Origin of the sequence: Paucisalibacillus algeriensis, from assembly GCF_000577245.1 — a bacterium.
Taxonomy (GTDB): Bacteria; Bacillota; Bacilli; order Bacillales; family Amphibacillaceae; genus Ornithinibacillus.
The window spans coordinates 1-24,542 of sequence record NZ_CBYO010000007.1 but is presented as its reverse complement, the minus strand read 5'-3'; the positions used below and the strand labels follow the sequence as shown (position 1 = coordinate 24,542).

Annotated in this window: 22 protein-coding genes and 1 riboswitch; of the genes, 8 read left to right on the top strand and 14 right to left on the bottom strand. The window is 37.4% G+C overall.

The genetic code is table 11. The features are described 5' to 3' along the window. Positions 1–85: 85 nt before the first annotated feature. The 5 genes from TY11_RS04805 to TY11_RS04785 form a co-directional block, all read right to left on the bottom strand. Positions 86–781, bottom strand: a complete 696-nt coding sequence (locus TY11_RS04805; RefSeq protein ID WP_042143505.1) for an energy-coupling factor transporter transmembrane component T family protein — start codon at positions 779–781, stop codon at positions 86–88. Continuing rightward, positions 756–2,132 (bottom strand): ABC transporter ATP-binding protein, encoded by a 1,377-nt coding sequence (locus tag TY11_RS04800; protein WP_197025056.1) that lies wholly within the window; start codon positions 2,130–2,132, stop codon positions 756–758. The genes TY11_RS04805 and TY11_RS04800 overlap by 26 nt, the downstream gene beginning before the upstream one ends. A gap of 56 nt (positions 2,133–2,188) precedes the next feature. Beyond that, positions 2,189–3,079: an ABC transporter substrate-binding protein gene (locus tag TY11_RS04795; RefSeq protein ID WP_042143499.1), complete on the bottom strand. Its 891-nt coding sequence runs from the start codon at positions 3,077–3,079 to the stop codon at positions 2,189–2,191. Positions 3,080–3,096: 17 nt separating this feature from the next. Next, the gene (locus tag TY11_RS04790) at positions 3,097–3,702 is read right to left on the bottom strand and encodes an ECF transporter S component (protein ID WP_155982669.1); all 606 of its coding nucleotides are present in this window, start codon (positions 3,700–3,702) and stop codon (positions 3,097–3,099) included. 163 nt (positions 3,703–3,865) lie between these two features. Next, positions 3,866–3,973: riboswitch (TPP riboswitch) on the bottom strand. Positions 3,974–4,115: 142 nt separating this feature from the next. Beyond that, positions 4,116–4,952: a DUF6574 domain-containing protein gene (locus tag TY11_RS04785; RefSeq protein WP_042143497.1), complete on the bottom strand. Its 837-nt coding sequence runs from the start codon at positions 4,950–4,952 to the stop codon at positions 4,116–4,118. A 409-nt stretch (positions 4,953–5,361) separates the two neighbouring features. Between TY11_RS04785 and TY11_RS04780 the strand changes: the two genes are divergently transcribed. The 3 genes from TY11_RS04780 to TY11_RS04770 are packed head-to-tail and all read left to right on the top strand — an operon-like array spanning position 5,362 to position 7,668. After that, positions 5,362–7,146: a zinc ribbon domain-containing protein gene (locus tag TY11_RS04780; protein ID WP_042143495.1), complete on the top strand. Its 1,785-nt coding sequence runs from the start codon at positions 5,362–5,364 to the stop codon at positions 7,144–7,146. A gap of 50 nt (positions 7,147–7,196) precedes the next feature. Further along, positions 7,197–7,415: a hypothetical protein gene (locus tag TY11_RS04775; RefSeq protein WP_042143493.1), complete on the top strand. Its 219-nt coding sequence runs from the start codon at positions 7,197–7,199 to the stop codon at positions 7,413–7,415. A gap of 40 nt (positions 7,416–7,455) precedes the next feature. Continuing rightward, a complete protein-coding gene (locus TY11_RS04770) occupies positions 7,456–7,668 on the top strand; it encodes a hypothetical protein (RefSeq protein ID WP_155982668.1) in 213 nt (70 codons plus the stop codon). A 129-nt stretch (positions 7,669–7,797) separates the two neighbouring features. Here TY11_RS04770 and TY11_RS04765 read toward each other — a convergent pair whose 3' ends face one another. Together TY11_RS04765 and TY11_RS04760 are read right to left on the bottom strand one after the other, a co-directional pair. Beyond that, positions 7,798–9,177, bottom strand: coding sequence for an amidase (locus tag TY11_RS04765; RefSeq protein WP_042143489.1), 1,380 nt, complete (start codon positions 9,175–9,177; stop codon positions 7,798–7,800). 13 nt (positions 9,178–9,190) lie between these two features. Further along, positions 9,191–10,663, bottom strand: a complete 1,473-nt coding sequence (locus TY11_RS04760; RefSeq protein WP_042143487.1) for a sodium/proline symporter — start codon at positions 10,661–10,663, stop codon at positions 9,191–9,193. Positions 10,664–10,798: 135 nt separating this feature from the next. Here TY11_RS04760 and TY11_RS04755 point away from each other — a divergent pair, with 135 nt between their 5' ends. Beyond that, positions 10,799–11,200: an ectoine synthase gene (locus TY11_RS04755; RefSeq protein WP_042143484.1), complete on the top strand. Its 402-nt coding sequence runs from the start codon at positions 10,799–10,801 to the stop codon at positions 11,198–11,200. 314 nt (positions 11,201–11,514) lie between these two features. Beyond that, entirely contained in the window at positions 11,515–12,186 is a 672-nt protein-coding gene (locus TY11_RS04750; protein WP_052345730.1) for a GntR family transcriptional regulator, read from the top strand. Here TY11_RS04750 and TY11_RS04745 read toward each other — a convergent pair. Further along, the gene (locus tag TY11_RS04745) at positions 12,162–13,352 is read right to left on the bottom strand and encodes a saccharopine dehydrogenase family protein (RefSeq protein WP_042143482.1); all 1,191 of its coding nucleotides are present in this window, start codon (positions 13,350–13,352) and stop codon (positions 12,162–12,164) included. The two genes, TY11_RS04750 and TY11_RS04745, sit on opposite strands and share 25 nt — an antisense overlap. A gap of 16 nt (positions 13,353–13,368) precedes the next feature. After that, positions 13,369–14,781 carry a Na+/H+ antiporter NhaC family protein gene (locus tag TY11_RS04740; RefSeq protein WP_042143481.1) on the bottom strand — a complete coding sequence of 471 codons (1,413 nt, stop codon included), beginning with the start codon at positions 14,779–14,781 and terminating at the stop codon, positions 13,369–13,371. Positions 14,782–15,090: 309 nt separating this feature from the next. Here TY11_RS04740 and TY11_RS04735 point away from each other — a divergent pair, with 309 nt between their 5' ends. Next, positions 15,091–15,546 carry a hypothetical protein gene (locus tag TY11_RS04735; RefSeq protein ID WP_052345729.1) on the top strand — a complete coding sequence of 152 codons (456 nt, stop codon included), beginning with the start codon at positions 15,091–15,093 and terminating at the stop codon, positions 15,544–15,546. Between the two features lie 397 nt (positions 15,547–15,943). Here TY11_RS04735 and TY11_RS04730 read toward each other — a convergent pair whose 3' ends face one another. The 5 genes from TY11_RS04730 to nagB form a co-directional block, all read right to left on the bottom strand. Beyond that, complete coding sequence (locus TY11_RS04730) at positions 15,944–17,086, bottom strand: mannitol-1-phosphate 5-dehydrogenase (RefSeq protein WP_042143479.1); 1,143 nt, start codon at positions 17,084–17,086, stop codon at positions 15,944–15,946. Then, complete coding sequence (locus TY11_RS04725) at positions 17,087–17,524, bottom strand: PTS mannitol transporter subunit IIA (protein WP_042143477.1); 438 nt, start codon at positions 17,522–17,524, stop codon at positions 17,087–17,089. It lies immediately after the preceding gene. A 17-nt stretch (positions 17,525–17,541) separates the two neighbouring features. After that, positions 17,542–19,641 carry a BglG family transcription antiterminator gene (locus TY11_RS04720; protein WP_042143475.1) on the bottom strand — a complete coding sequence of 700 codons (2,100 nt, stop codon included), beginning with the start codon at positions 19,639–19,641 and terminating at the stop codon, positions 17,542–17,544. Between the two features lie 33 nt (positions 19,642–19,674). Then, positions 19,675–21,105 carry a PTS mannitol transporter subunit IIBC gene (locus TY11_RS04715; RefSeq protein WP_042143472.1) on the bottom strand — a complete coding sequence of 477 codons (1,431 nt, stop codon included), beginning with the start codon at positions 21,103–21,105 and terminating at the stop codon, positions 19,675–19,677. Between the two features lie 224 nt (positions 21,106–21,329). Further along, positions 21,330–22,064: a glucosamine-6-phosphate deaminase gene (nagB, locus tag TY11_RS04710; RefSeq protein WP_042143470.1), complete on the bottom strand. Its 735-nt coding sequence runs from the start codon at positions 22,062–22,064 to the stop codon at positions 21,330–21,332. Positions 22,065–22,347: 283 nt separating this feature from the next. On the opposite strand from nagB, the gene TY11_RS04705 reads away from it, so the two are divergent. After that, positions 22,348–22,851, top strand: a complete 504-nt coding sequence (locus TY11_RS04705) for an Lrp/AsnC family transcriptional regulator (RefSeq protein WP_042143468.1) — start codon at positions 22,348–22,350, stop codon at positions 22,849–22,851. Continuing rightward, positions 22,848–24,023 (top strand): aminotransferase, encoded by a 1,176-nt coding sequence (locus TY11_RS04700; RefSeq protein ID WP_042143465.1) that lies wholly within the window; start codon positions 22,848–22,850, stop codon positions 24,021–24,023. Before TY11_RS04705 ends, TY11_RS04700 begins: the two co-directional genes overlap by 4 nt. Positions 24,024–24,542 lie beyond the last annotated feature (519 nt).

Below are 24,542 nucleotides of genomic sequence, written 5' to 3'. Positions count from 1 at the left end.
TCACTATTAAAAACTAATATGCCAAAGAAAAAGCCATGGGGACGGTTCTTTAGCTCAATGAGATAAGGTACCGTCCCCATGGAGTTTAAAAAACAAACACCACCATCCCACCAATCGTAACAACCGGGAACAACAAATCTTTCCACCCAACCCTTATTACATAAAACTCCGTACGCTTCACACTCCCGTTAAACCCTTTAGATTCCATCGCAATGGACAAAGCATTAGACCAAAGCACTGCTTTTACTAGCATTGGTTTCAGCAAAGTAGGGGAGACCGGGCTGGTATAAACACCCCTGGCACGAAAAGCCAATCTAGTTTTTCGATATTCTTCCATGAGATTCGGGAATATATTCCACGCTGCTAAGATTCCATAGGCGAATATGGATGGAAGATGAAGTTGCTGCTGTAAGGAACGGATCAAGTCAATTTTGTTGGTTGTTAGAGCAAAAAGGAGACCAAGACCAGCATAAACCAGAACCCTGCTTGATAACGTCAACCCATTCCACACCGCAGAACCCGTCATCTGCCAGTTATCCGCATTAACGGGAGCACCAGATTCCACCTGGAAATGGTAGCCAGTGAAAAACATCCCGATGGAAGCTAATATAATTGGCAAGAATAAGAGTAAAAGCAATTTGACCCGTACACGAGACATCAGTAGGAGCAACAGACAAATAACAAACACGGAAATATTGAGAATTGGATGATGTACTGCTGCTAGAATTAGCGTAGGTACGAATATGCCAATTAGCTTACAGACTGGGTTTAGAGCATTCAATTAGTTCACCCTCCTTCAACGTTAAGATGACATCCGCATAATCATTGGCAAGCTTTCGATCATGGGTGGAGAATATCAAAGTCATCCCACGTTCCATCATTTCTTCCACCAAGGAATCCATGATAGCGGTCGTGTTTTTCCAATCCTGTGCATAGGTCGGTTCATCACAAATCAATACTTGGCAGTCATAGGCCATAAGGGAAGCAACACCAAGTCTTCTTTGTTGGCCTTGGCTAAGCATATAGGGGGAGAAGTTACGGTATCCCCATAACCCGATTCCCCTTAAAATTGGTTCAGTCTCGGAAAGCGATTTTGTACGATGAAGACCGATAGTGATTTCCTCTAACACGGTACTCGCGACAAACTGGTCCTGAGGATTCTGCGTTACAAACCCGATTGCACCTGTCTTCCGGATTACTCGCTTTTTAACATCATTTCCGTTTAATAGAATCTTACCCTGATAGTTATATAGTCGATTAATTGCTCCAAAAAGAGTGCTCTTGCCACTTCCGCTAGTACCAAGTAGCGCATAAACTTTGCTACGTTCAAATGTATAGTTGATAGTATTCAGTATTTGCTGCTTACCACGGAATACAGTTAGATTCTTTATTTCTAGTATAGGATTTACTGGCTTAACAATAGATTCATCTCCTTTTTGTTTATATGGGATACTTGGCGGAAGAATTCCCTTTTCCATTAGCATTTCATCTGAAATAGCTTCCATTTTATATCTTGTTATGTTCATATCATTATTAGATTCCAAAAAGCAAATCTCATCACAGACTGGAAGCCAATATTCCAAGCGGTGGTCCACCACTAAGATACCTTTTCCTTTTTGATGAAGTTCTTCAATCTTGGCAACCAATTCAGCACTAGAATCTTCATCCACATTAGCAAATGGCTCATCCAGCAACAACCACTCTGGGTCTAATGCTACCAGACAAGCAAGCATTGCCTTTTGTTTTTCTCCTCCGGATAGGGATTGTAATTTACGATCTTTTAAGTGCGTAATACCACAAAATTCTAAAGCATCCTGAATAATTTTGGGCATCTTCTCTGGAGGTGTTTGAACATTTCCTAAGCAAAAAAGAAGCTCATTTTCTACCGTATCCATACAAAATTGTAGGTCGGGATTTTGGAACATTACCCCAATCATCGGGGCTCGTTGATCGGGTGCAAGTTCCGCCAAATTTTGACCATTTACCGATATGTGTCCGCTATGAAGAACGCCAGCATTTTGTGGGTATATTCCGCCTGCAAGATTTAGAAACGTGCTTTTCCCGCAGCCGGAGGGACCTGTTATAACGGTGATGCTTTCCGAATCAAACGTTATGGATAAATCTTGAATCATGTTGCTTTTGCCACTTTCAGAAAAGCTGAAAGTGACGGATTGAAATGCCAGTTTACTCATTTTTTCACAAGAGTCGGCAGGTATTTATTGGTGAATTCTGTGGAGCGGCGTTTATCGTATAAGCCCTGTTCAATCATCCAATCTGCCATCGGATTCCATCGTTCTGGCGCCATATATCCCCAGTGGCCAGTTTTATCTAGGAGAATTCCTGCCAAGTGTTTTTGGCTACGAATTAATAGGTCATCGGATACGTTTGGCATATATTCTTTGACAAACATAATGGCTTCTTCCGGGTGGTGGGCAGCTTCGATATAGCCGCGGTCCAGACATGCAAGGAAGTTTTCTACATCATCTGGTCTTTCTTGCAATAATTGGTGGGTTGCTCCAAGGCATGGCGCACAGAAATCAAATAATGGATCGATATCTGCTAGGTTGAAATAGTTAATTTCTTTCCCAGCCTCAATCAATTCTTCATTTTCCCAGTTTTCATACACCCATGTAGCATCTGCTGTATGGCCTAGTGTATTAACAATATCCCCGACATCCATTGGAACTAAGTTGACTTTACTATAATCTCCTCCATCTTTTTTCACTGCATTTCCAATGATGCCATGGAACCATTCAGGCTCCCAATGTGTTAGGCGTTTACCTTCTAACATTTTTGGTGATGTGATCCCACTTTCCTTTAATGAGACAATGCCAGAATCATTTTTCTGTGTCAGTGTTGCAATTGCGGTCAATGTTTTACCTTCTGCAATCTTTTCTAAGATGGAAATCTGTGGAGCTACCACAATGTTAGCTCCATGTGTTTCAAGGACACCATGGACATCACCAGAAATTTCTACATCCAACCCAGCTTCTTGGAAATATCCTTTTTTTAAGGCAATGTAAAACCCAGTATGGTTCGTATTTGGAAACCAATCTAGTACCACTCTAATAGTATTCATGAAAAATTCTCCTCCTCTTAGTCTTGAAGTACTTCTATTTCAACCCGACCTCTACCGATAGAATAACTTTTTAATACACCTGTTTTGGTTAGACCATCACAGGTAAGCTTGCTAATTAACCCTGCAAAGATAAAAGCACTTAAGAATCGAATCATTAACTGACCTGTCAGTAAAACAGGTGATAAAAGGTAGTACTGCAAATAAAACAGTTCATAGATAAAGATAAAGACCGCAGCACATATGCCAGCGACTGTCATAGAAAACAAGTTAAACCTTTTATAACGGAATAAGGCAAAGCCAAGTTCTACGCCCAGACCTTGTATAAATCCCGCTAGAAGAAGCGTTACTCCACCAGCATTTCCCATCATTAGTTCAATGACCGCAGCCAATACTTCTGTAATCAGTGCTGCCCCGGGTTTGCGGATGATGTAAGCTGCAATCGTCGCGGCCATAAACCAAACTCCATAAATAATTTCAAATCCAAATGGTGCAAATCCAAAAGGGGTTAATGCGGTTTGTAAGCCTAATCCTAAATAGAAAACACCTAAGTAAACTGCTGCAAATACTGTGCCAAGAACGGCCATTAAAACAACATCCCTTAATTTCCATTTTTGTTCTACCAATCTAAGAACCTCCTCATCTATAAAGTACGCAAAAAAGCCGCCCAGCCTAAGCGGAGCGACTTTAAGTAACATCATGAATAACTACATACAATGAACCAATTTTACCGATAGAATTGAAAATGTTTTCAATCCATGTGGAAAAAAGTCCATTAAGCTATAGCTAATTCATCTTACTAATGCTCCCTACGCAGGCATTACCCTAACAGGTTCAAAAGGTCAAAGGCTGTAGCCCTTTCTCAGCTGGTCAATCCCAGCTCCCTTGCTTAGTTATTTTATTTGGCGACTATTTTACAGTGCTACTATAGCATATGTATTTGGTATTGGCTAATAATATGCGGAAAACCTGTCCCTATGGCATCAATCAAAAAAAGACAGGGAAGGTAAAAAAACCTATACCCCTGCCTCTATAACCATTACAAGTAATACATTATTTCTTCTAATTCTTCTAATGTGCCTGATAGTAATGAGCTACTTATGATATAAGTCACTACAGTAATCATGAGCAATACTAAGAAGCTATGATATACCTTTTGTCCCTTACTATTTACCTGAGCAGACTTTTCATAGACAAATAGAACAGGAATAATGACAAAGGCTAAAATATTAGAAAGGACTAAAGGATAAATTGTTAATTCAACAGATGATGTTAAACCACCAATAATAGCAATTAAGTTTACTGCTAATAGTGGAGCAACAAGCCCACTAAATTGTGCCAATACTGTTTTAAACCCATCTTGGTGCTTAGCAAGCTTGGTAACCGCAAAAACACTTCCAAGCGTGATAGCAAACATGATTAGGATACCGAATACTAATCTAGCATTTATCGCAAAGAAAGGAAGTGATTCTTCCAAAAATCCACCAAATGCTTGTTTATAAAATGAATTAGCTAACCAATATAAGCTTAGGGAGTATGTAATAGTAAATAAGATTATAGTTACTAGCCCATTCACAAAGTTACTATTACCTGTTTGGAAAGCAGTTGTTGGATTTTTAATTAGTTCTAGTAGATAGGACCAATAATGGGATAATCCCCCTTTGATCGCTTCAACAGTTTCTTGAGTTTGTTTAGAGCTTTGCGCTGAGTTTACTGCAGTTGATGCTGCACTTTGTTGAGATCCTTGAGTAGCTTCATTTGTTTGATTAGATGTTGCAATTGTGGCTGATGCTTGCTCTATTTGTAACGCACCACCACATTCCTCACAGAACTTTCCTGTATTCTGTTTTGTACCACAGTTTGAACAAGTTAACATGTGTATTCTCCTCATATAAATATTCTCTGGATATTAATATCCACCTAATTGGATTGGTTTCAGGGGTAAAAAGTATGTAATAGATATAAAGACATTTAAATTTATGAAGAAATATTTCCAGCCCCATGAATGACAATCACGATAATAATTTTTTCTACCCTCCTATTAGGTAATTTGAATTGATACTTTTTTCTTACAATGACAATTATAGTCAATTATAGTCAATTATAGTATTTTTTGAAATAGAATATTAGGATTTTTTGCTTAGTTATAGTAAATGTTTTTAGGTAATTAGATGCACTATAGAAAAAAATAGGTATAAAGGCTTAACAAATAATTATTATTACATTATAATTTGGAAGAAATATTACAAATTTATAATAACTTATCTGAAGCGAGGGAGTAGAGAATGGTTAAGTATTGCAAAGAGTGTGGTGGGGAACTTGCTGAATCTGCAAAAAAGTTTTGTAAACATTGTGGTGCATCGCTAGAGCAAGACAGTCCGGTTGTTCGAAGCGAGACAGATGTCAAGCAGAAAGAGAGAAAAAAGCTTACCACGAAACAGAAAGTGATTTATGGCATTGTGGCAGCCGTAGTAGTATTGGCTTCAGGTTTCTTTGTATGGGGTAAGTCCTACACCTCTCCAGAAAAAACTATGGAGCGATTTATCGATGCTTTAGTAGAAGATGATTATGAGAAACTACAAAAACTGGTATTGGTTGAAAACAAATCTATTACAGAAGAAGAGGCTAAAGCTGTTGTATTACTAGATAATAAGGATTATGGATACATAGATTTGGATTTTAAAACTACGAAGGAATTTTATGAGTACAATTCCCTCCTTGACATAGAGAAGAATGGAAAATGGCTAGGAGTATTTGATAGTTATCGTATTAGTCTAGAACCACAATATATAGAATTATATTTTCCATTTGAAGGTGTTGAGGTTACATTTAATGGAAAAGAATATAAGCCTAGTGAACAAGATGGATTGATGGTTGTATATGGGCCATTTGCTCCAGGAGTGTATGACATAGATAGTAATTTCAAAGGTGATTATACAGAAGTTGATAGCAAAGATAGTATTTCACTTGTGAATGGTTATTCCGTCCATGACATAAATCTAGAAGCAGATTATGTTTTTCTGCAGCTTGATAACTATACGAATATACCAATTACAAATGCTTATATAGAGGTTAATGATCAGCAGGTGCCATTTAACGAAGACTTCTATATAGAGGGATTTGGACCGGTTAGCCTAGATGGCACAACAGAAGTAAAGCCTGTCATTGAGACGGAATGGGGAACAATTAATTATGATACTATTAAACTAGAAGAATCTTATCATTCAATCGAAGTGAATTCGGTACCAGAGCAGATCACTACTTCGGTTTCAGATTCTATTCTTTTGTATGGTGAAGACTATGTAAAGGCGCATGCAGCCTATGATGTGGCATTGTTTACGAATATTACTGATCGATTGGGAGATATTTTTACATCAAACTTCGATTATTATCGTGATTATGAAGAATTGTTCTCAGGGCAATTAGATTCAGTAGAAATAGATTTTAATAATTTCTATTTCAATGATGAAACAAGTGCTACAGTACCAGCGAAGTTTTATTTTACTGCGGACTTTTACGATTCTGGTGAAAAGGCAGAAACAGAGGAAAGAATTGACCATTGTTATATAGAATTAAACTATGATAAGGAAAATAAAACATGGCTTATTAATGCATGTGAAGAAGTATGGTATAGTGACGACTTTGAAGCTACCAAAACATTAGAGGGTTCTAAGGAACTACACCAATCCAATGTGACTACTGTGTCTAAGACGGATACTGTTAGCACTGATCTCATTAGTCAAGTTACGGAGGAATACGTGTACCAATTAGTAGAAGCTATTAATTCGAATGACTATGATAAAGTTCGACCGTATATTAAGGATGGAAGTGCTTTGGATGATATGCAACAGGATTTGGTAGCACGATTAAATGATAATGGTGTGACACAAGAAGTTATCAGTGTCTCCATTACCAATATTGAAGAAGATGGGGAAAATTGGATTGTCACTACTAATGAAGAAATCAAAGTTATCTATGAGAGTGGCGAAGAAGAAACAAATGATTATGTTTGGAAATACACCGCTGTTCAGGATGGTGATGATGTTGTGTTGGTAAATATTGAGGAATAGATAAATGTTATTTAATCTTCTTAGCTCGCAAGTTGAGTTAGGAAGATTTTTTGGTATTATTAATAGCTATGGGGACGGTTATCATGTATCAATTTGAGCGGGATAAGAAACTATCTTCAAGTGAATCAGCGATACCCAAGAACAAATTTATATGGGTTCATACGAAAGAAATTGTTTTACTAGGATACGTCATACCAACTATTGATTTTAATCCTGTTGATGAACGTTCTTTGACGATAAGTAACTCTAGAATAGAAAGTATCGTCTGATGAAAGTTTTAATGAAGAATACGATTATGTGCTTCTCGATGTGATTGAAGAAAATATTAGCTACCACGAAAGTAACAATTATTACTTTGGTCCAAGTATGTTTTCGTTTTATAATGAAAACGGTCTAGAGATAGAAACTAACAACACTGTAACGTTTGAAAATACTACATTTGGTCATACTTTAAATTTGAGACCAGGTGGTAAAAATGAGGGTACGATGATTATTCCAATTGCAAAAGATGAGAAAATATAGGAGATTGTTTTAGGTACCTCAAACAATTCTGATATTAATAACACCTTTGTAAAAGTTAGGTCCTTACTACATTGCGGGTTAATGATGTATTAGGACGTTCCGCCAATAAGGTGAAACTATCCCAATACCTCAAAGTGCTCTTTCAACTGTATATGCAATCTGATATATCAAATCCTCCTGATTCCATCCCCCGATTAACTGAGCCCCAATCGGTAATCCACTATCAGATTTTCCACAAGGCAAGGTGAGCGAAGGTAAACCAATATAATTAGATAGAAATGTAAACTTCATTAATCCTTGGCGAACCTGGTATTGTTTCCCATTAACCGAAGTCCTTTCGACCCCAATATCTGTAGCAAGGAATGGGACAGTAGGGGTGAGTAGGATATCAATATTACGAAACACCTCCATAAACTTTTCTGTTATTTCCTTCTTCACTTTCTCAGCAGCCAATAATTCATATGCTTTATATTCTGAGCCACGTAAAATTCTTTTTCTGGTTTCTTTTCCCAATAGGTTAGCCTTATCATGAATGATATCCTGGTTAATTAAGTATGATTCAGTTTGATCAATGGCACTGCTGATTGCCATTAATTCGTCTAAATCTGGAATATCCAGCTGGATTTCTAACACTTGAGCACCTAAATCCTTAAATAATTGGATGGTCTTTTTTAATTTTGTATCAACTTCCGAGTCAAGGTCATTATAAAAATTGGTTAGAGGGATGCCGATTCTTACATTACTAAGATCATAATTGGCACTTTTTAACAGCCTTTTGTACAAAGATTTCTCAGCGTCAAGTATTCCTGATAACCCATCAAATAATATAGCATTATCCATTACCGTTCTTGTCATTGGTCCAACATGATCCATAGAGTAACTAAGTGGGTAAATTCCACATAAATTCAATTTGCCAAAAGTCGGCTTCATTCCCACTACACCACATAGAGATGCCGGAATCCGGATAGAACCACTTGTGTCTGTTCCAACTGATCCCCAACATAATCCTGCTGCAACAGAAGCGGCGGAACCGCTGCTTGATCCACCGGCTATTTTTTGTAGATGAAATGGGTTTTTTGTTGGGCCATAGAAGGAATCGTCCCCAGTAGTCCCGTAAGCAAGTTCATGTAAGTTTTGTTTACCTATGATGATGGAACCGGATGACTTTAAATTACTTACCACCACAGCATCTTTTCTAGGAATAAAATCCTGGAAAACACCGGATGCCATTGTCGTCCTGACACCTTTTAAATTTATTAAATCTTTTAACCCAATTGGGACTCCAAGTAAAATACTGGTATATTCACCACTCATGAACTTTTTCTCAGCTTTTGCTGCTTCCAAAGTTGCCTTCTCTTCACATAATGTAATAAAAGAATTCAAATCACGGTTTTGATTAATTTTTTCAAATACATATTCTGTCACATCAACTGGTGATAAGCTTCTTTTTTTATATGCCTCATGTAGCCCTAGGATATCTAACTTTGTTAATTCATTATCTAGATGCATCTTGTCTTCCCTCTTAATTTACACTTTCTATTAATTCGTTATCAGCTTGTGATTTCTTAACTTCAGGATATATTAAACTGAAAGCAATCCCGAATACTGCTGCGATAAAAAATGTGGTAAAGCGTGAACTAATAATCTCTTCTAGTGGTGAGTTTATCCATATAAGTGTTCCAACTAAACCTGATATGATGGTTGCAAGCACCCCTGCACCAGAGTATTTTTTCCAGAAAAATGTTAGTAGAATGGCTGGTGATAATGTAGCGCCAACTCCAGCCCATGCCCAGCTTACAACACTATATACAAGTGATTCGGAAGTTAAGGCGATGGTTAATCCTAATAGCCCAGCACCAACAACGACAATACGTGAAACGCGTACCCAATCTCTTTCTTTTAATTTCATTTTTAAACCTTTGTGCATGATGTCCTCACTAACGGAGCTAACAATAACCATTATTTGTGAGTTGGCAGTGGTGATCATTGCGGCAAGGATACCAGACAATAGAATTCCGGCAATCCATGGTGGAGTTAAGTCTAAAATCATAGTAGGGAATAATGTTTCCACATCAGTAAAATCGGATGCATTATATAATGCGATACCGGTAATTCCAATTAAAAATGCACCAAAGAACGCAATGAAAATCCAAATGATTGCTGTAATACTTGCTGTTTTTACCTCTTTTTTGTTTTTTAATGCCATGAAGCGTGAACTTAGTTGTGGTTGTCCTCCTAAATATCCAAAGAACCAAGTGAAGTTATTGAAAAATAGGAGGGCAAAAGCAAATCCTGTAACTCCACCTGTCCATGAGTCAACACCGTTACCTGCTTCTTGAAGCGCGCTAGTTATAGAAATATCATTTGTGCTAATTTGAATAAATGCAAGAATTGGAATAATCCCTAAAGCTAATAACATAAGAACACTTTGTACCATATCTGTCCAAACAACAGATACAAACCCACCTACGAAAGCGGTTACAATTATAGCTGAAGCACATAGTAGAATCCCGACTATTGGAGGCATGTTGAAAGTAGTAAGCAATGTTTTTCCTACCCCGGCTAATTGAGCACCTAAGTAGAAGGTGAAGAATACGAGAATTAAAAGAGTCGCCATATAACGAATTCTGTTCCCGTGTCTTGGAAAGCGAACAGCTAAATAGTCTGGGAGGGTTAGTACTTTATGTTTGTCCGTTTCTTCCATAAATTTTCGCGCTAAGAACACCCATGAAAATATAATTCCAAGTCCCATTCCGGCAATTACCCATATAGCAGATAGTCCACTTACGAATACAAATCCAGTAAACCCTAGTAATAGCCAAGATGATTCACCAGTTGCCCGTTCTGAAAAAGCAAGTGCCCAACCGGGAAGCTTTTTACCTCCAAGTAAGAAGTCAGCGTGATCAAGTTTCTTCCGACCAAAGTACAGCCCAACCCCAAAAATTAGTGCAAAGTAAATAACTAATTCTGTTATCAGTATTGCGTTTGTGCCCAACTAAATCTCCTCCTCGTTTCACTATTTGAAATGATGTTTTATAAAAAAGATGTTCTTGTTGCAGATTATAAATTAAAGTTGTAAAATTGTCTATAATCAAAATTAACTTAAAATTATAAAAGGTGGATGAGTCTTATGATCGTAAAAAAACTTGCTGAAGTGTTTAACACAAAACATGATGTACATGGTGAAACATGGAATAGTAGAAGATTATTAATTAAATCAGATGGAATGGGATATTCGATGACAGATACGCTTGTAAAACAGGGAACTGAAACATACATTTGGTATAAAAATCATTTGGAAGCTTGTTACTGCATAGAAGGGGAAGGCGAAGTAGAATTGGCTGATGAGAATGGAGATAAAACTGGAGAAGTATATCAAATTGCACCAGGAACAGTTTATGCATTGAACGAGAATGATAGACATTTTCTTAGAGCAACTACTGCGGACCTTCGCCTAGTTTGTGTGTTTAACCCTCCGCTTACTGGGGAGGAAGTGCATGATGAAGATGGAAGTTATCAGGTTATTGAATAAGGAGGTTTTATTTTTAATCGTCAATAGCAATTATAAAACCTAAAATTATAGTTTGAGAAGGAGAGTAGATCATGTTGTCTACTCTTTTTGTAGTGTGGAAGAATGAACAGTTACAGGGACAAGTGAAATTGTTCTACAGTTCTCACAGTATACATAAATCGACTAGAGAATTATTGCTCGATTTTTGCTTGGATAGCATAAACATAATCTTATTACCGTAATCGTTTCCATTCTTCGTAAATTTTACCTAATGATTTCTATCTAAGTTTCATCTATAATTATAGTAATATATTTTTTCTTTAGAGGGGCTATTTATGACTAGGCAATCGATGAAGGAACATGTATACCAAACAATTAAGCATGCTATATATGAACAAAAGCTCGCTCCCGGTCAAAAACTAGTGGAAAATGATATTTCTGAATCGTTATCCATTAGCCGAACACCAATACGTCAAGCTTTTGCTAAATTGGAGGATGAAGGATTTATTACGATACTGCCGAATAAAGGTGCTCAAGTGGTTAATCCATCGGTAGATGAGATCGCGGAGGCATTCATTCATCGTCAACAATTAGAAGGACTGGCAACTGCGAATATTATGGCATGGATTACGGCAGAAGAGATTGCCGAATTACAAGCACTGATTAAGGCTGAACAAACTAGCCATCAGCAAAAAGATTTTCTAGCTTATATTCATATAAATATAAGGTTCCACTCTATATTAATTCAAGGTTGTAACAATCGATTTTTAAAATACAACACCGAAAAAATGATTAATCAAACACATATTTACTTAGCACTATACGATCATTTTTATCAAAAAAAAGACACCCGAGGCCCTGAGGAGCATCAGATGTTAGTGAACTATCTTGTCGAAAAAAACCAAGCTTTATTTTCATCTTTATTAGCAAAACATATTACTGGAACAATAGATGAGTATAAATCTAGAGTTAAAAAGTTTCATCAAGCGGGGGAATTATTTAATTGACGTTTCTTTTCTTCTATTATAATTCCCCTTTTTCCTATTTCTTCAATAAACAATTCATACGGAATATCCGTGGTTGGAGAAAGTACTCCTTTTTTTGTTATGGTTTGATTACCAATCATTTGCGCCACGATACTTGCTGTATAGCCCACCGTGCGGTTCATGGCAAATAATCCTGTTTCAATGTCGCGTTCATCGATCATTTCATAAACGATTTCAATGTCTTTCCCATCTTTCTTCCCTCTAATAATATTTTTCATTAAAACTAGGTCTTTTTCATGATCCTTGTATTGAAGTCGAGGTTCTAGATGTTTTAACATAAACTGGTATGGTGTTACTTCTCCAGGAAGTCCTTCTATAGCCTTCTTCTCTAAAAATCCTAACCCAACCATATTTCTCCAAAAGTTAGCGTGCCCCTGCCAACGAATTGTTCTTCGCTCTGTATTTTGAACTTGATTTTCAATACCTAATTGTTTAGCAAAATTTATCGCATTCCCATTTGGAATCGTTTCAAGTCCTTCAATTCCGTTAACTGAAATAGGATGAATCCACTCCTCATCATGTTGATGTTCCCCAGCAATATCAATAATATCTTTATCCCGTAGCATCAATGCCGGACGTTGGTAAGACATTAGGGTACTATCAAAATTCCAAGAAATTTTATAGTTTAGTGGATTATCAATTGCATCACTAGCTGGAATACCTCCACAATAGGAAAATAAATCATCTACTTGGTCTAACTGGCTAACACCATAGCCACATAATACTAAATCAATTCCAGGGTCAAGCCCTGCTTCTGGCATGATGGTTACCCCTTTTTCTAATGCCATCTCGTATACGGTATTGGATAGTCCACTTGCATACGAACAATTGACGAGAGGCACCCCGGCTTCGATTGCGGCGAGTGCAGTAGTTTCATTAAATCCCTTTGGTAGCAAGTCAATGATTACATCAGCATCTTCACTAAAAAGCGCTACCAGATCTTCCATTGATTTGGCATCAGTTTTTCGCAGAGTTAGGATATCCATATTTAAATAGTCTTGAAAACTTTTAATCCCCTCAAACGAAACATCTGCACATACTATCTCGGAAACATGAGGACTTTTGCCTAAATCTAGTAAAGCCGCACGCCCCTGTAAACCCGAACCACCTAGTACAATAATTTTCATCTTATATCCTCCTAAACTATGATCCTAATAGACCTAACATTAAGTAGATTGCTAATCCAATGATTCCAACAATAATAGCGTATGGTATTTGCGTGCGAACATGATCAATATGGTCAACTGCAGCTCCAGTAGAAGCTAAAATAGTGGTATCCGATAAAGGAGAACAATGATCACCAAAGACTCCACCACCTGCAACGGCAGCAATAGTTGCTAGTACAACGGTGTTAATATCGCCACCTGCAAAACCAATCGCAATTGGTACAGCAATTGGTATCATAATCCCGAATGTTCCCCAAGACGAACCAGTAGAGAAGGATATGATAGCAGCTAATAAAAAGGTGATTGCAGGAAGTAATCCTGGATTTAACCAGGATTCTGTTGCTTCAATTAAATAAGTAGCAGTCCCCATCTTTTCACTCAGTAAATTAATGGTATACGCAAAAGCTAAAATCATAACGGCTGGCATGATTCCTTTTATACCACTCATGGCTGTTTCCATAATATCTTTGAACGGAATACCTTGAATTCGCATGGCAATTCCTAATAGAATAACCGCAGCTAAAAATGCCTCCATCGTTTTTGCGGAGCCAAGACCAATGTATGTACCAACCGCGATGGTGATAATGACTATGACAGGTAGAATGAAATTCCATTTGATACTTAAAAGTCGATCTTGGAAATATGGTTTAATATTTGTCAACTCTTTGGAAATTAAAGGTGTAGAGCCATCACGTATGAGCTTTCCTTCCTTCAACGCTCGTTCCTCTGCCTTTCTCATTGGTCCGAAGTCTTTTACGAATCCAGCGGCCAATAGACCAACTAATAATACAGATAGAATGGCATAGAAATTAAATGGGATAGACTTTGTAAATACTTCCAGTGCCTGTGTTTCGTTCTGAATTGGTCCCATTCCAATTAAAAGCCCTGATATAAATACAGCCCAACCCGTAATTGGTACAATAACACTGACCGGTGCGGAAGTTGAATCACAAATATAGGCAAGCTTTTCACGAGATATTTTTACCTTGTCTGTCACTTTCCTCATGGTGGACCCTACAAATACAGGACTAAAATAATCACTAAAAAATACAAATAGCCCCATAAACCATGCAGTTATTCCAATACTTTTCCTAGATGTTTGTTTTTTCCCAACTAAATTAGCAAAACTTTCAATTGCACCCGTCCGTTGGAAGAATGCAATTAAAATACCAATAAAGATCTCTAATAGAAAAATCCAAGAAAAACTCTCATTTCCTAATGCTTCTTTCATTAGGTTTGGAAAACCTAGTAATCCTTCCCCGGCTAGAAGTATCCCAACCACACAAGCAATTGCTAAGGAAAAAATGGTGTCCCTCGTCCAAAAAGCTAGAACAATCGCTATTAGTGGCGGCAATATCGATATAAAGCCTAATGTAGTCGTACCATCCATAACCTCATCCCCTTGTAAAAGTAAGCGTTTACAATATTATATGTTTAACTACAATATTGTAGTACAATTTTCCTTAGGTTGATTATATACAATTTTCTAACTATTATCAAGATTAAATTAACAAAATCCTTGAGGAAGTATGCAGACGGTGATTATTCTTCGTTGAGAAAGGTGCAGTATTTGTGCTTTAGATTCCAGTACTTACGGCGATACCATCAATAAATAGACGTTAAAGTCGTGATGAATATCGTTTCATATTACAAGAAATTGAATATGGTAAAAGCAAATAGAAAAGGAGGAAGAGGTATCATGACAAGAAGAAACAATGGCGGTGACGTGCTAGGAACAAGAAATAACAGATGTAGAAATAGAAGAAATAATGATGTGCTAGGAGAAATGGATGATAGACGTAAGAACAGAAAAGATGATGATGTGCTGGGAGAAATGGATGATAGGCACAAGGACAGAAGAAATGGTGATGTGTTAGGAGCGATGGATGATAGACGTAAGAATAGAAGAGATAATGATGTGCTAGGAGTGAGGTCTAATAGATGTAGAAAAAGAAGAAATAATGATGTGCTAGGAGCAATGGATGATAGACGTAAGAACAGAAAAGATGATGATGTGCTGGGAGAAATGGATGATAGACGTAAGGGCAGAAGAAATGGTGATGTGCTAGGAGCAATGGATGATAGACGTAAGAACAAAAAAGATGATGATGTGCTAGGGGCAATGGATGATAGACGAAGAAACAGAAGATGCTAACTTCTGGGATGAAACACAGAGTTGGTTCAAGACCAGTGAAAAATACTTTACTTTTTCACATTGTATGACGATCCTCCGTTAGCTAATTAATTGGAGGGTGTATAGAATCGCACGAGGTATACATTAAAGTGCACAAAAGCTCTAGTCTCCCGCATCAACCTGTACATGCCGCGCGAGTTTCAGAATGATTAGCGCGGAAATGGAGAACGAAGTATTGAAGCATAAGAGATAGCTCATGCAGTTTCATTGAAAATTTAGATTTCTGAACTAAAACACCCCTATTGATTGGTAATTCATACGACGAATTATCAATCAATAGGGGGTTATATTGAAGTAAATTGGGCCAGTAAAATGCAATTAATTATATGTGCACACTTTTCGATTGCCAAGCGTCATTCTAACCAATCTCCCTCAAAATCACCTTTACTAAAGGACTATCTGTATCTAGTCCTGAAACTTTTTTAAGTGTTGCTTCAACACCCTGCTCAGCAATCACTTGCTGCAATTTTACTGCTTCAGCATCCTGTTCATTTTCAAACTTAAGGGCTGCAACGATTGTCTTAGCTAAATAAATAGGCTCTTTTCCACCTGTTACTTCCATATACATGCTTGCAGGACGAATTAAACGGTCGTTGGCTCCGAGTTTGCGGATTGGACCGCGGGCAACTCGTGTTACCTCGTCTGAGATATATGGATTCTGGAATCTGTCAATAATTTTTTCGATGTATGATTGATGTTCTTCTCGATCAAAGCCATATGTTTGGATGACTGCTTCGCCGGATTCGGCTAATGCCCCTTTGATAATTTCTTGTACCTTTTGATCATGCATGGCTTCATAAATGGTTTTGTAGCCTAATTGGTGACCTACATAAGCGGGTACTGCGTGACCTGTATTAACGGTAAATAATTTTCGTTCAATATAAGGCTTTAAGTCTCGTACATAAGTTACGCCGTCTATCTTAGGTGGTTTCCCTTTGAATGCTGGTTCCTCTACCACCCATTCAAAGTAAGGTTCGACTGACACTTCTAAAGGATCTTCATTTACTTGGTTCGGTACAATTCGGTCAACGGCAGCATTTGGAAAGGCGTATAGCTCATCGAATACTGAATGCTCCTCATTGGAAATGTGACCATAGATTTTTTCTTTTAATAGGGTACTACCACCGACCATATTTTCACATGCAATAAGGTTTAAGGGTTTCTTGTTTGTTTTTGCTCTTTCACTTAATCCTTTTGCGATAAGTTCAGATATGATCGCGAGAATATTTGGGCCAACCGCAGTTGTGATCAAGTCTGCTTTGGAGATTGCTTCAACTACTTTCTCAGGGTTGGCGACACTGTTAATGGCGGACACATTTTTAACGGTTACAATTTGACTATCTTCCGCTGCTAGCACAACATTGTACTCCCGTTTATGATTTATTTCATCAACAATAGCTGCGTTTACATCGACAAATATGGTTTCATAGTTTGCTTGGGATAATAAGAGGCCGATAAAGCCTCGGCCAATATTACCTGCTCCGAAATGAACTGCTAACATTTAGTTCACCTCATCGAAAATGCGAATGATTTCTTTTTCTGAGCTGGCATTCACTATTTTTTGGATATTTTCCTCTTCGGAAAGTACAATTGCAATATTGGAAAGTACCTCTAAGTGGTCGTCACCTTTTCCAGCAATTCCAATTAATACTTTAACAATATTTCCATCTCCAAAGTCCACGCCAGAAGGTACCGTTACGACCGATAGACCTGTTTTTAGAACGAGATCCCGTGCATCCTCTGTACCGTGGGGGATTGCGACGTTATTTCCCATGAAGGTGGATGTCAAATTTTCTCTTTCTAGCATTTTCTTTACGTACGGTGCTTCTACATGTCCGTTATCAACAAGAATCTGACCGGTAAAACGAATCGCCTCTTCTTTCCCACTAAATGATTGATTTAACTTTATATTATTTACACTTAAAATTTCGTTTGCCATACCATGATGCACTCCTCTTATAATAGATTTTTTTCTAAAAGAAATTTTCGATATTCCTCTGTTAAATAGGACTTCACTTTTTCTTGGTCACCTGAAGAAAATAGCTTGAGGCTATTCTCATCTTGAATTAGTAGGCTACTAAGAAAGCTAAATACTTCTAGTACTTCTTGCTGTGCCTTTTCTGGGGCAAGCATCAATAAAATAGTGTTGATTGTCATGCTTTCATTATCCATTCCTTGTATCGTTAATGGATATGCTAGAGTATAGACACTAAATGTCGGCTTGATAATATCCTTTGACCGAGTATGATATAGCGCAGCAGTTGTGCCAGGAATTCCTAGTCCACTTAGCTTTTCCCTCTCTTGCAACTTTTTAATAATATTATTTCGATTAATGATTCTTTCTTCCTGCTCTAATCTCGACGCAGCCTCTTGTAAAATAGATTCTAGTGTTTGGTTGTCTTTCATTTTCTGAATATGTAGGGAGCGTAATAGGTCTAATACTGCCTGCGAGTAATTCGCTAATGTTTCCAAATCCGTCATCATATCTCGCTTATCCGTATTTGCACTGGTAAAAGGCAAGTTGTTCGTTTTCGAATGGAAGGTAAGCTTCTTTTGATTAACCATTTTCCTTATTCGATGAATTTCATCATTTGTTAACATGGGGGAGGTCTGAATATATTTTCCTTCGAACCCATTAAGCGGAATAGTTGAAACAATGAGGTCATATGTATCAAGATCTAAATGCTTCAAATCAAAAAATGATCGATTATCAACTTGTTTCACTTCTGGTACCTTTTGTATGAGTTTTGTCGAGAGCATTTTTGCCGTTCCAATTCCAGTCGAACAAATGACCAAAGCTCGCAAATCGGATTTTCTATCATGTAATAGGGTGGAAGCAAAATGTAAGACAAGGTAGCCTATTTCGTCATCTGGGAACTCCATATCTGGAAATGTTTCCTGTACACCTTCCTGAATTAGCTGGAATAAATCCTGATAATCATTTTTTATATTTTTAAGCAATGGGTTTACAATCCGCATATGTTGCTGTAACCGGTAGATTGCCGGTTTTAAATGAGCGACTAAATCATGTAATAAGCTTGAGTTGTTTGTAAGGTCAACACCAACACCGATACTTACGTAGTGAATTAAAGATCTTGCTTGAAATGCAATGTCAATGCTAGATTCTTCTAATAAATAGTCCTGATCCACTCGTACTTTTGCTCCCATAAGATGCATGGTGATGTAGCCAATTTCATCCTCTGGGATTGATTGCTGCAACTTACCTTCCAGTTTTTCTATCATCTTTTTTGCAATCGCATATTCTTTTGTTGTTTCAATTTGCTGTAAAAAGGTTTGGTCAAACTTAATTGTCTCTCCTTTTTGCAGCCTTTCTATAGCTAGAGCAAGATGAACAACGAGGCCAATATGAGCACTATCCGCAAGCTCATATGGTAATTCATCGCGTGCATCTTCTACTACCTTTTCAATTATGTTCAGTCTTTCAGGATTAATGAAATCCAATAATCGACTAGAAATCGCATTTAATTGATGGGTAGTTTCTTTCTGGATATTCTCTTTTATTAACGAAACAAATTCAAACGGATCAACATATTTGGCAATTAAATTACTTAATGCCGCTCGTTTATCCGTTTCATTTCCTACTATTTCAACACCGTAGCCTCTTTTTCGAATGAGCGTTAGATTAAACAGGGATACTTCCTGTTCTAACTGGTCTAAATCAAGACTGATTGTTGCTTCGGTTACTTTTAATTCATTTGCAAGGGTGAACAGTTTGATTGGTTCATTCATTTCTAGTAGTGTCGCTAGAATAATGGTCCGTCTTTCTTCTGGTGAAAAGTCAACTATATTCACATTGGAAATGACCTGCTGAAAAGCAACCCTATCAACATCATTCCCACTAATATGCAGGCCAACACCTGATTTTTTCTTTAACTCTAAGTTGTAATGAGAAAGCAATCCCTCAATACTTTTTAGATCACGGTGGACCGTTCGGATACTAACGCCTAGCTCTGTTGCTATTGCTTTAGCGGTAGTGTCTTTCTCCGCATTTAATAGAAACGTGATAATTTCTCGCTCTCGACTTGAAAAATTCAAACCTGTTCACCCCCCTTGCATGATTATTTAATTTTAGTTTTTAAAACGATTCACTAACTCATCGTATTTTGGACTATTTAAGAAGTTCTCAACTGAAATATGCTCTGCTGAGGAGATTTTTGCTTTTGCACGATCGGTTAAGTCTTTGTGAGTGATAACGATATCGGCATCACTTGGAATTTCATTGATTGCTTTATTCGTAACAAAGATATCAATCTCAGCCTTCTTGAATTTGTTCTTTAGTAAAGAAGCTCCCATTGCACTGGATCCCATTCCGGCATCACAGGCGAAGATGATTTTCTGAACATCCTCTTCTTTTTTTACAGGTACTTCAGATTCTTTTGCTTCTGTTGTATTGTTCGCTAACACTCCGGATACAGAGCTTTTCTTTCCTTTCATTTCTTCCATTTTACCAGTTGCTTCTGATAAGTCCTTTTCATCTGCTTTACTTGATTTTAAGATAATTGCAGAAACAATGAAGGAAACAGCTGCTGCAACAACCACACCTAGGATTACACCAACGTAACTACCTTTTGCAGTCATGGCTAATACCGCGATAATACTTCCTGGTGATGATGCTGCTACAAGTCCAGCGTCAAAGATTTGGAATGTGAATACACCACTCACACCACCAGCGATTGCTGCTAAAATTAATGCTGGTTTCATTAATACATATGGGAAGTAAATTTCATGAATCCCACCAAAGAACTGAATAATTGCCGCACCTGGTGCAGATGCTCTTGATGCACCTCTTCCAAAGATTGTAAAGGCAAGCAAGATACCTAATCCAGGACCAGGGTTTGCTTCCACTAGGAATAGAATGGATTTACCAGCTTCTGCTGCTTGCTCTAAACCAAGTGGTGTTAAAATACCATGATTAATCGCATTGTTTAAGAATAAAATCTTGGCAGGTTCAACAATAATGTTTGCTAGTGGTAATAAACCAGCACCAACAATTACTTCTACACCTGATGCAAGTAAGTTTGTTAATCCTGCTACAATTGGTCCGATTCCCCATAAACCGAAGATTGCCAGAATAGCAGCAAGAATACCTGCAGAGAAGTTGTTATAAAGCATTTCAAATCCTTGACGAACTCGATGCTGGAATAATTGATCGACTTTCTTCATTAAATAACCAGCTAATGGACCGATGATCATGGCACCTAAGAACATAGGAACATCTGCCCCAACAATTACCCCCATTGCAGCAGTGGCACCAACAACACCACCACGTAAATCATAAACCATTCGTCCACCTGTAAACGCAATTAAAAGTGGAAGTAAATATTTAATCGTTGGGTCAACTAATGTTGCAATACTTTCATTTGGCCACCAGCCATCTGGAATAAATAGCGCTGTAATTAGTCCCCAAGCAATAAATGCAGCGATATTTGGCATAACCATTCCACTTAAGTAACTACCAAATCGCTGTGTCTTAGCACGTAAACCATTTTTTTCAGCCATAAAAATAAACCCCTTTCAACATGTAGTATTTATAATAAATCCTTACTATTATCGTAGGAGTTTTTTACCATAGGAGCAATGGAATGTTAATCGTAATTTGGCAAAATAGTTGTTGACAAAATTTAATAGGATAATACGGAGTTTCTTATTAGCTTTCCAATTCAGTTGTATATCATTCCATAAAAAAAGCGCCCTGGCCTCAGCCGGAGCGCTAATATGAAATCTTATTTCCCATCTACTACAGCAAATGCTGCTTCATCCACAATCACGGTTACATTTGGATGATTTTTCAAGACAGATGCTGGAACGTCTTCTGTCACATCACCATTGATTAACTTTGCAAGAGCACCTGCCTTACTTGCACCAGATGCAAGTAACAAAATTTCTTTACTATTCATAATGGTTTCAATCCCCATGGAGACTGCTTGTGTTGGCACTTCTTCAATGGAGTTAAAGAATCTAGAATTTGCTTGAATCGTTGATTCCTCTAGATCAACCACCTGTGTCTTACTAGTAAATGGTGTTCCAGGCTCATTGAATCCAATATGACCATTTGCACCAATACCCAATAACTGTACATCAATTCCACCCGCAGCCTTAATAGCTTCTTCATGATCCACACATTCTTGTTGTAAATCAGTAGCAACACCATTTGGAACACGAACATGGTCTAGTGAAATATCCACATGGTCAAATAGTTTATCCTTCATAAAATAGTAATAGCTATTTGGGTCATTTTTTTCTAAGCCAACATACTCATCCAAATTAAATGATTTTACATCTTTAAATGACACGTTACCTTGTTTATACTCTTCGATAAGGCATTTATAAAGTCCTTCAGGTGTGGAACCAGTAGCTAATCCCAATATCGGATTCTTAAGGCGATTTATTCTTTCTACTAAGAAAGAAGCTGCTTCCTTACTCATTGCATCATAATCTTTTACTCTAATTACTTCCATCGTCATTCTCCTCTACAATAAACAACACCAAAAAAACGGCGCCGTTTAAATTCACATTATATGTCTTAACTTGTAATATTGTATCAAATAATATACCGACTATCTAATGAAGCGGTAGAAGGAGTTTAGTGGTGCCTGTCACTTCACGGTTTTTATCGCATTTTGTCGAATGGGTTATGTTTTAGAAAATATAAATGAAATCAAAGAAAAGATGGTTGAGGGTGTAATTATAGATTATACTATTTTCTGAAGGTTAATTTTCCAATCGAAAGGTGAAAATACAATGAAGCTTTTACAAGAACAACTAGATATTCTAGAAGTACTGGAAGAAAATCATCAAGTCTCCACAAAGTCTATTGGAGAACAACTTCAATTGGACGAGGAAGAGGTAAAGGACCATATTAAGAAATTAGAGCAAGAAGGAATTATTGTTAGTTATCCAACGCTTATTGACTGGAGCAAAATAGAAGGTAAGGAAGCAATTGTAGCGATGGTGGATGTTAAGGTTACTCCTAAGCGTGGCGTTGGTTTTGATGAAGTGGCTGAAAGAATCTATCGTTATCCGGAAGTGAAATCCTTATATTTAATGTCAGGGACCTATGATTTATCGGTATCAGTTGAAGGGAAATCAATGAAAGATATCGCGCTATTTATTTCCGAAAAGTTATCTACTATAGATAGTGTTGTTTCCACAACCACGCACTTCATGTTGAAAAAGTACAAGCATGATGGCGTGATTATGGAAGGTGACAAAGATGACGACCGTCGAATGGTGATTACTCCATGAGTAGAGATTATCACAAGTACATATCAACAAGGGCTTTTGAATTACAACCATCTGGAATTAGAAAATTCTTCGACCTTGCTGCTAGCATGGAGGGAGTGATTTCCCTAGGAGTAGGAGAACCAGATTTTATTACGCCATGGAATATTCGTGACCGTTCCATCGAGGCATTAAGTGACGGGTATACCTCCTATACAGCAAATGCGGGATTGCTAGAATTACGTGAGGAGATAAGTGCGTATCTTACCAGAAGATTTCATGTCTCCTATCAACCAGAGAATGAAGTAATCGTTACAGTGGGAGCAAGTCAGGCATTAGATTTAACGTTTCGAACTTTATTAAATCCGGGTGATGAGGTCTTGATTATAGAACCTGCTTTTGTCGCCTATTCTTCGCTTGTTTCGATGGCAGGTGGTATTCCAATTCCAATTGCAACTTATGCAGAAAATGGATTTAAAGTAACACCAGAATTAATAGAAGCAGCTGTCACAAAAAGAACAAAGGCAATTTTACTCTGTTCACCAAACAATCCAACTGGTACATGTCTGAATAAGGAAGAACTTACTGCCATTGCAAAAGTAGTGGAAGAGCATGATTTAATTGTTGTCTCTGATGAGATTTATGCGGAATTAACATATGATCAAGAGTTTACCAGCTTTGCATCACTTCCGAAAATGTTCGAACGTACAATATTAATCAACGGGTTTTCGAAAGGTTTTGCGATGACGGGCTGGCGACTAGGATTTATTGCGGCCCCAAAAGAGTTAACGAGTGTCATGTTGAAAATATACCAACATACAACCATGTGTGCTCCACATATGCTACAACTTGGTGCGGTTGAAGCACTACGGAATGGTTCTGAGCAAGTCGATAAAATGCAGAAAAGCTATTGGCGTAGAAGAAATCTGTTGGTTCAATCCCTAAACCGAATTGGCTTAGATTGTCATATGCCTGGTGGAGCTTTTTATGTATTTCCTTCTATTAAGAAAACAGGACTTACTTCTGAGGAGTTCGCTGAGAATTTGCTGAAGGAAGAGAAAGTTGCCGTAGTCCCTGGAAGTGCGTTTGGTGCGAGTGGGGAAGGGTATGTTAGGTGTTCTTACGCTACTTCGATTGAGCAGTTGCAGGAAGCGGTTGTTAGGATGGAGCGATTTTTGGGTAGGAAGATAATATAGAATCGATGTTCATATGTTTGGGATCTTAGGACAGGGTTCATTTAAATCAAGATAAATAGATATATATTTAGAAGATATTGAGGAAGTATTTTAGTTTATTCTATATAATACCTCCTCAAACTTTATGGTAAAAGTTCTAAAGATGTATCGTAGATTTCTCAGAAGTGTTAGGGGTTCATAGTGCTATTTGCATTCTTATAGATACATTAAAATTATTGTATCTTCATAATTGGTAAAAGGACTAATGATAGTAATGGATAAAATTGGATATATTTAAGTGTTGCGGTAGGTACTTATTCATGGTATATTATATTTCTGCCGCAATAACTAGTTAAAACTTATTAAAAAAAACTTCAAAAAATGATTGACTTTAAGTTTGCTAGTGTGGTAAGATATTTCTTGTCGCTAAAACAACGACAAAGAATTTGCTCCTTGAAAACTGAACAAAACAACCAGTATGTAAGAAAAAACAACCCTGTTTTTTCTATTTTAAAAGAAATTCTAAAAGCTAGCGTGCTT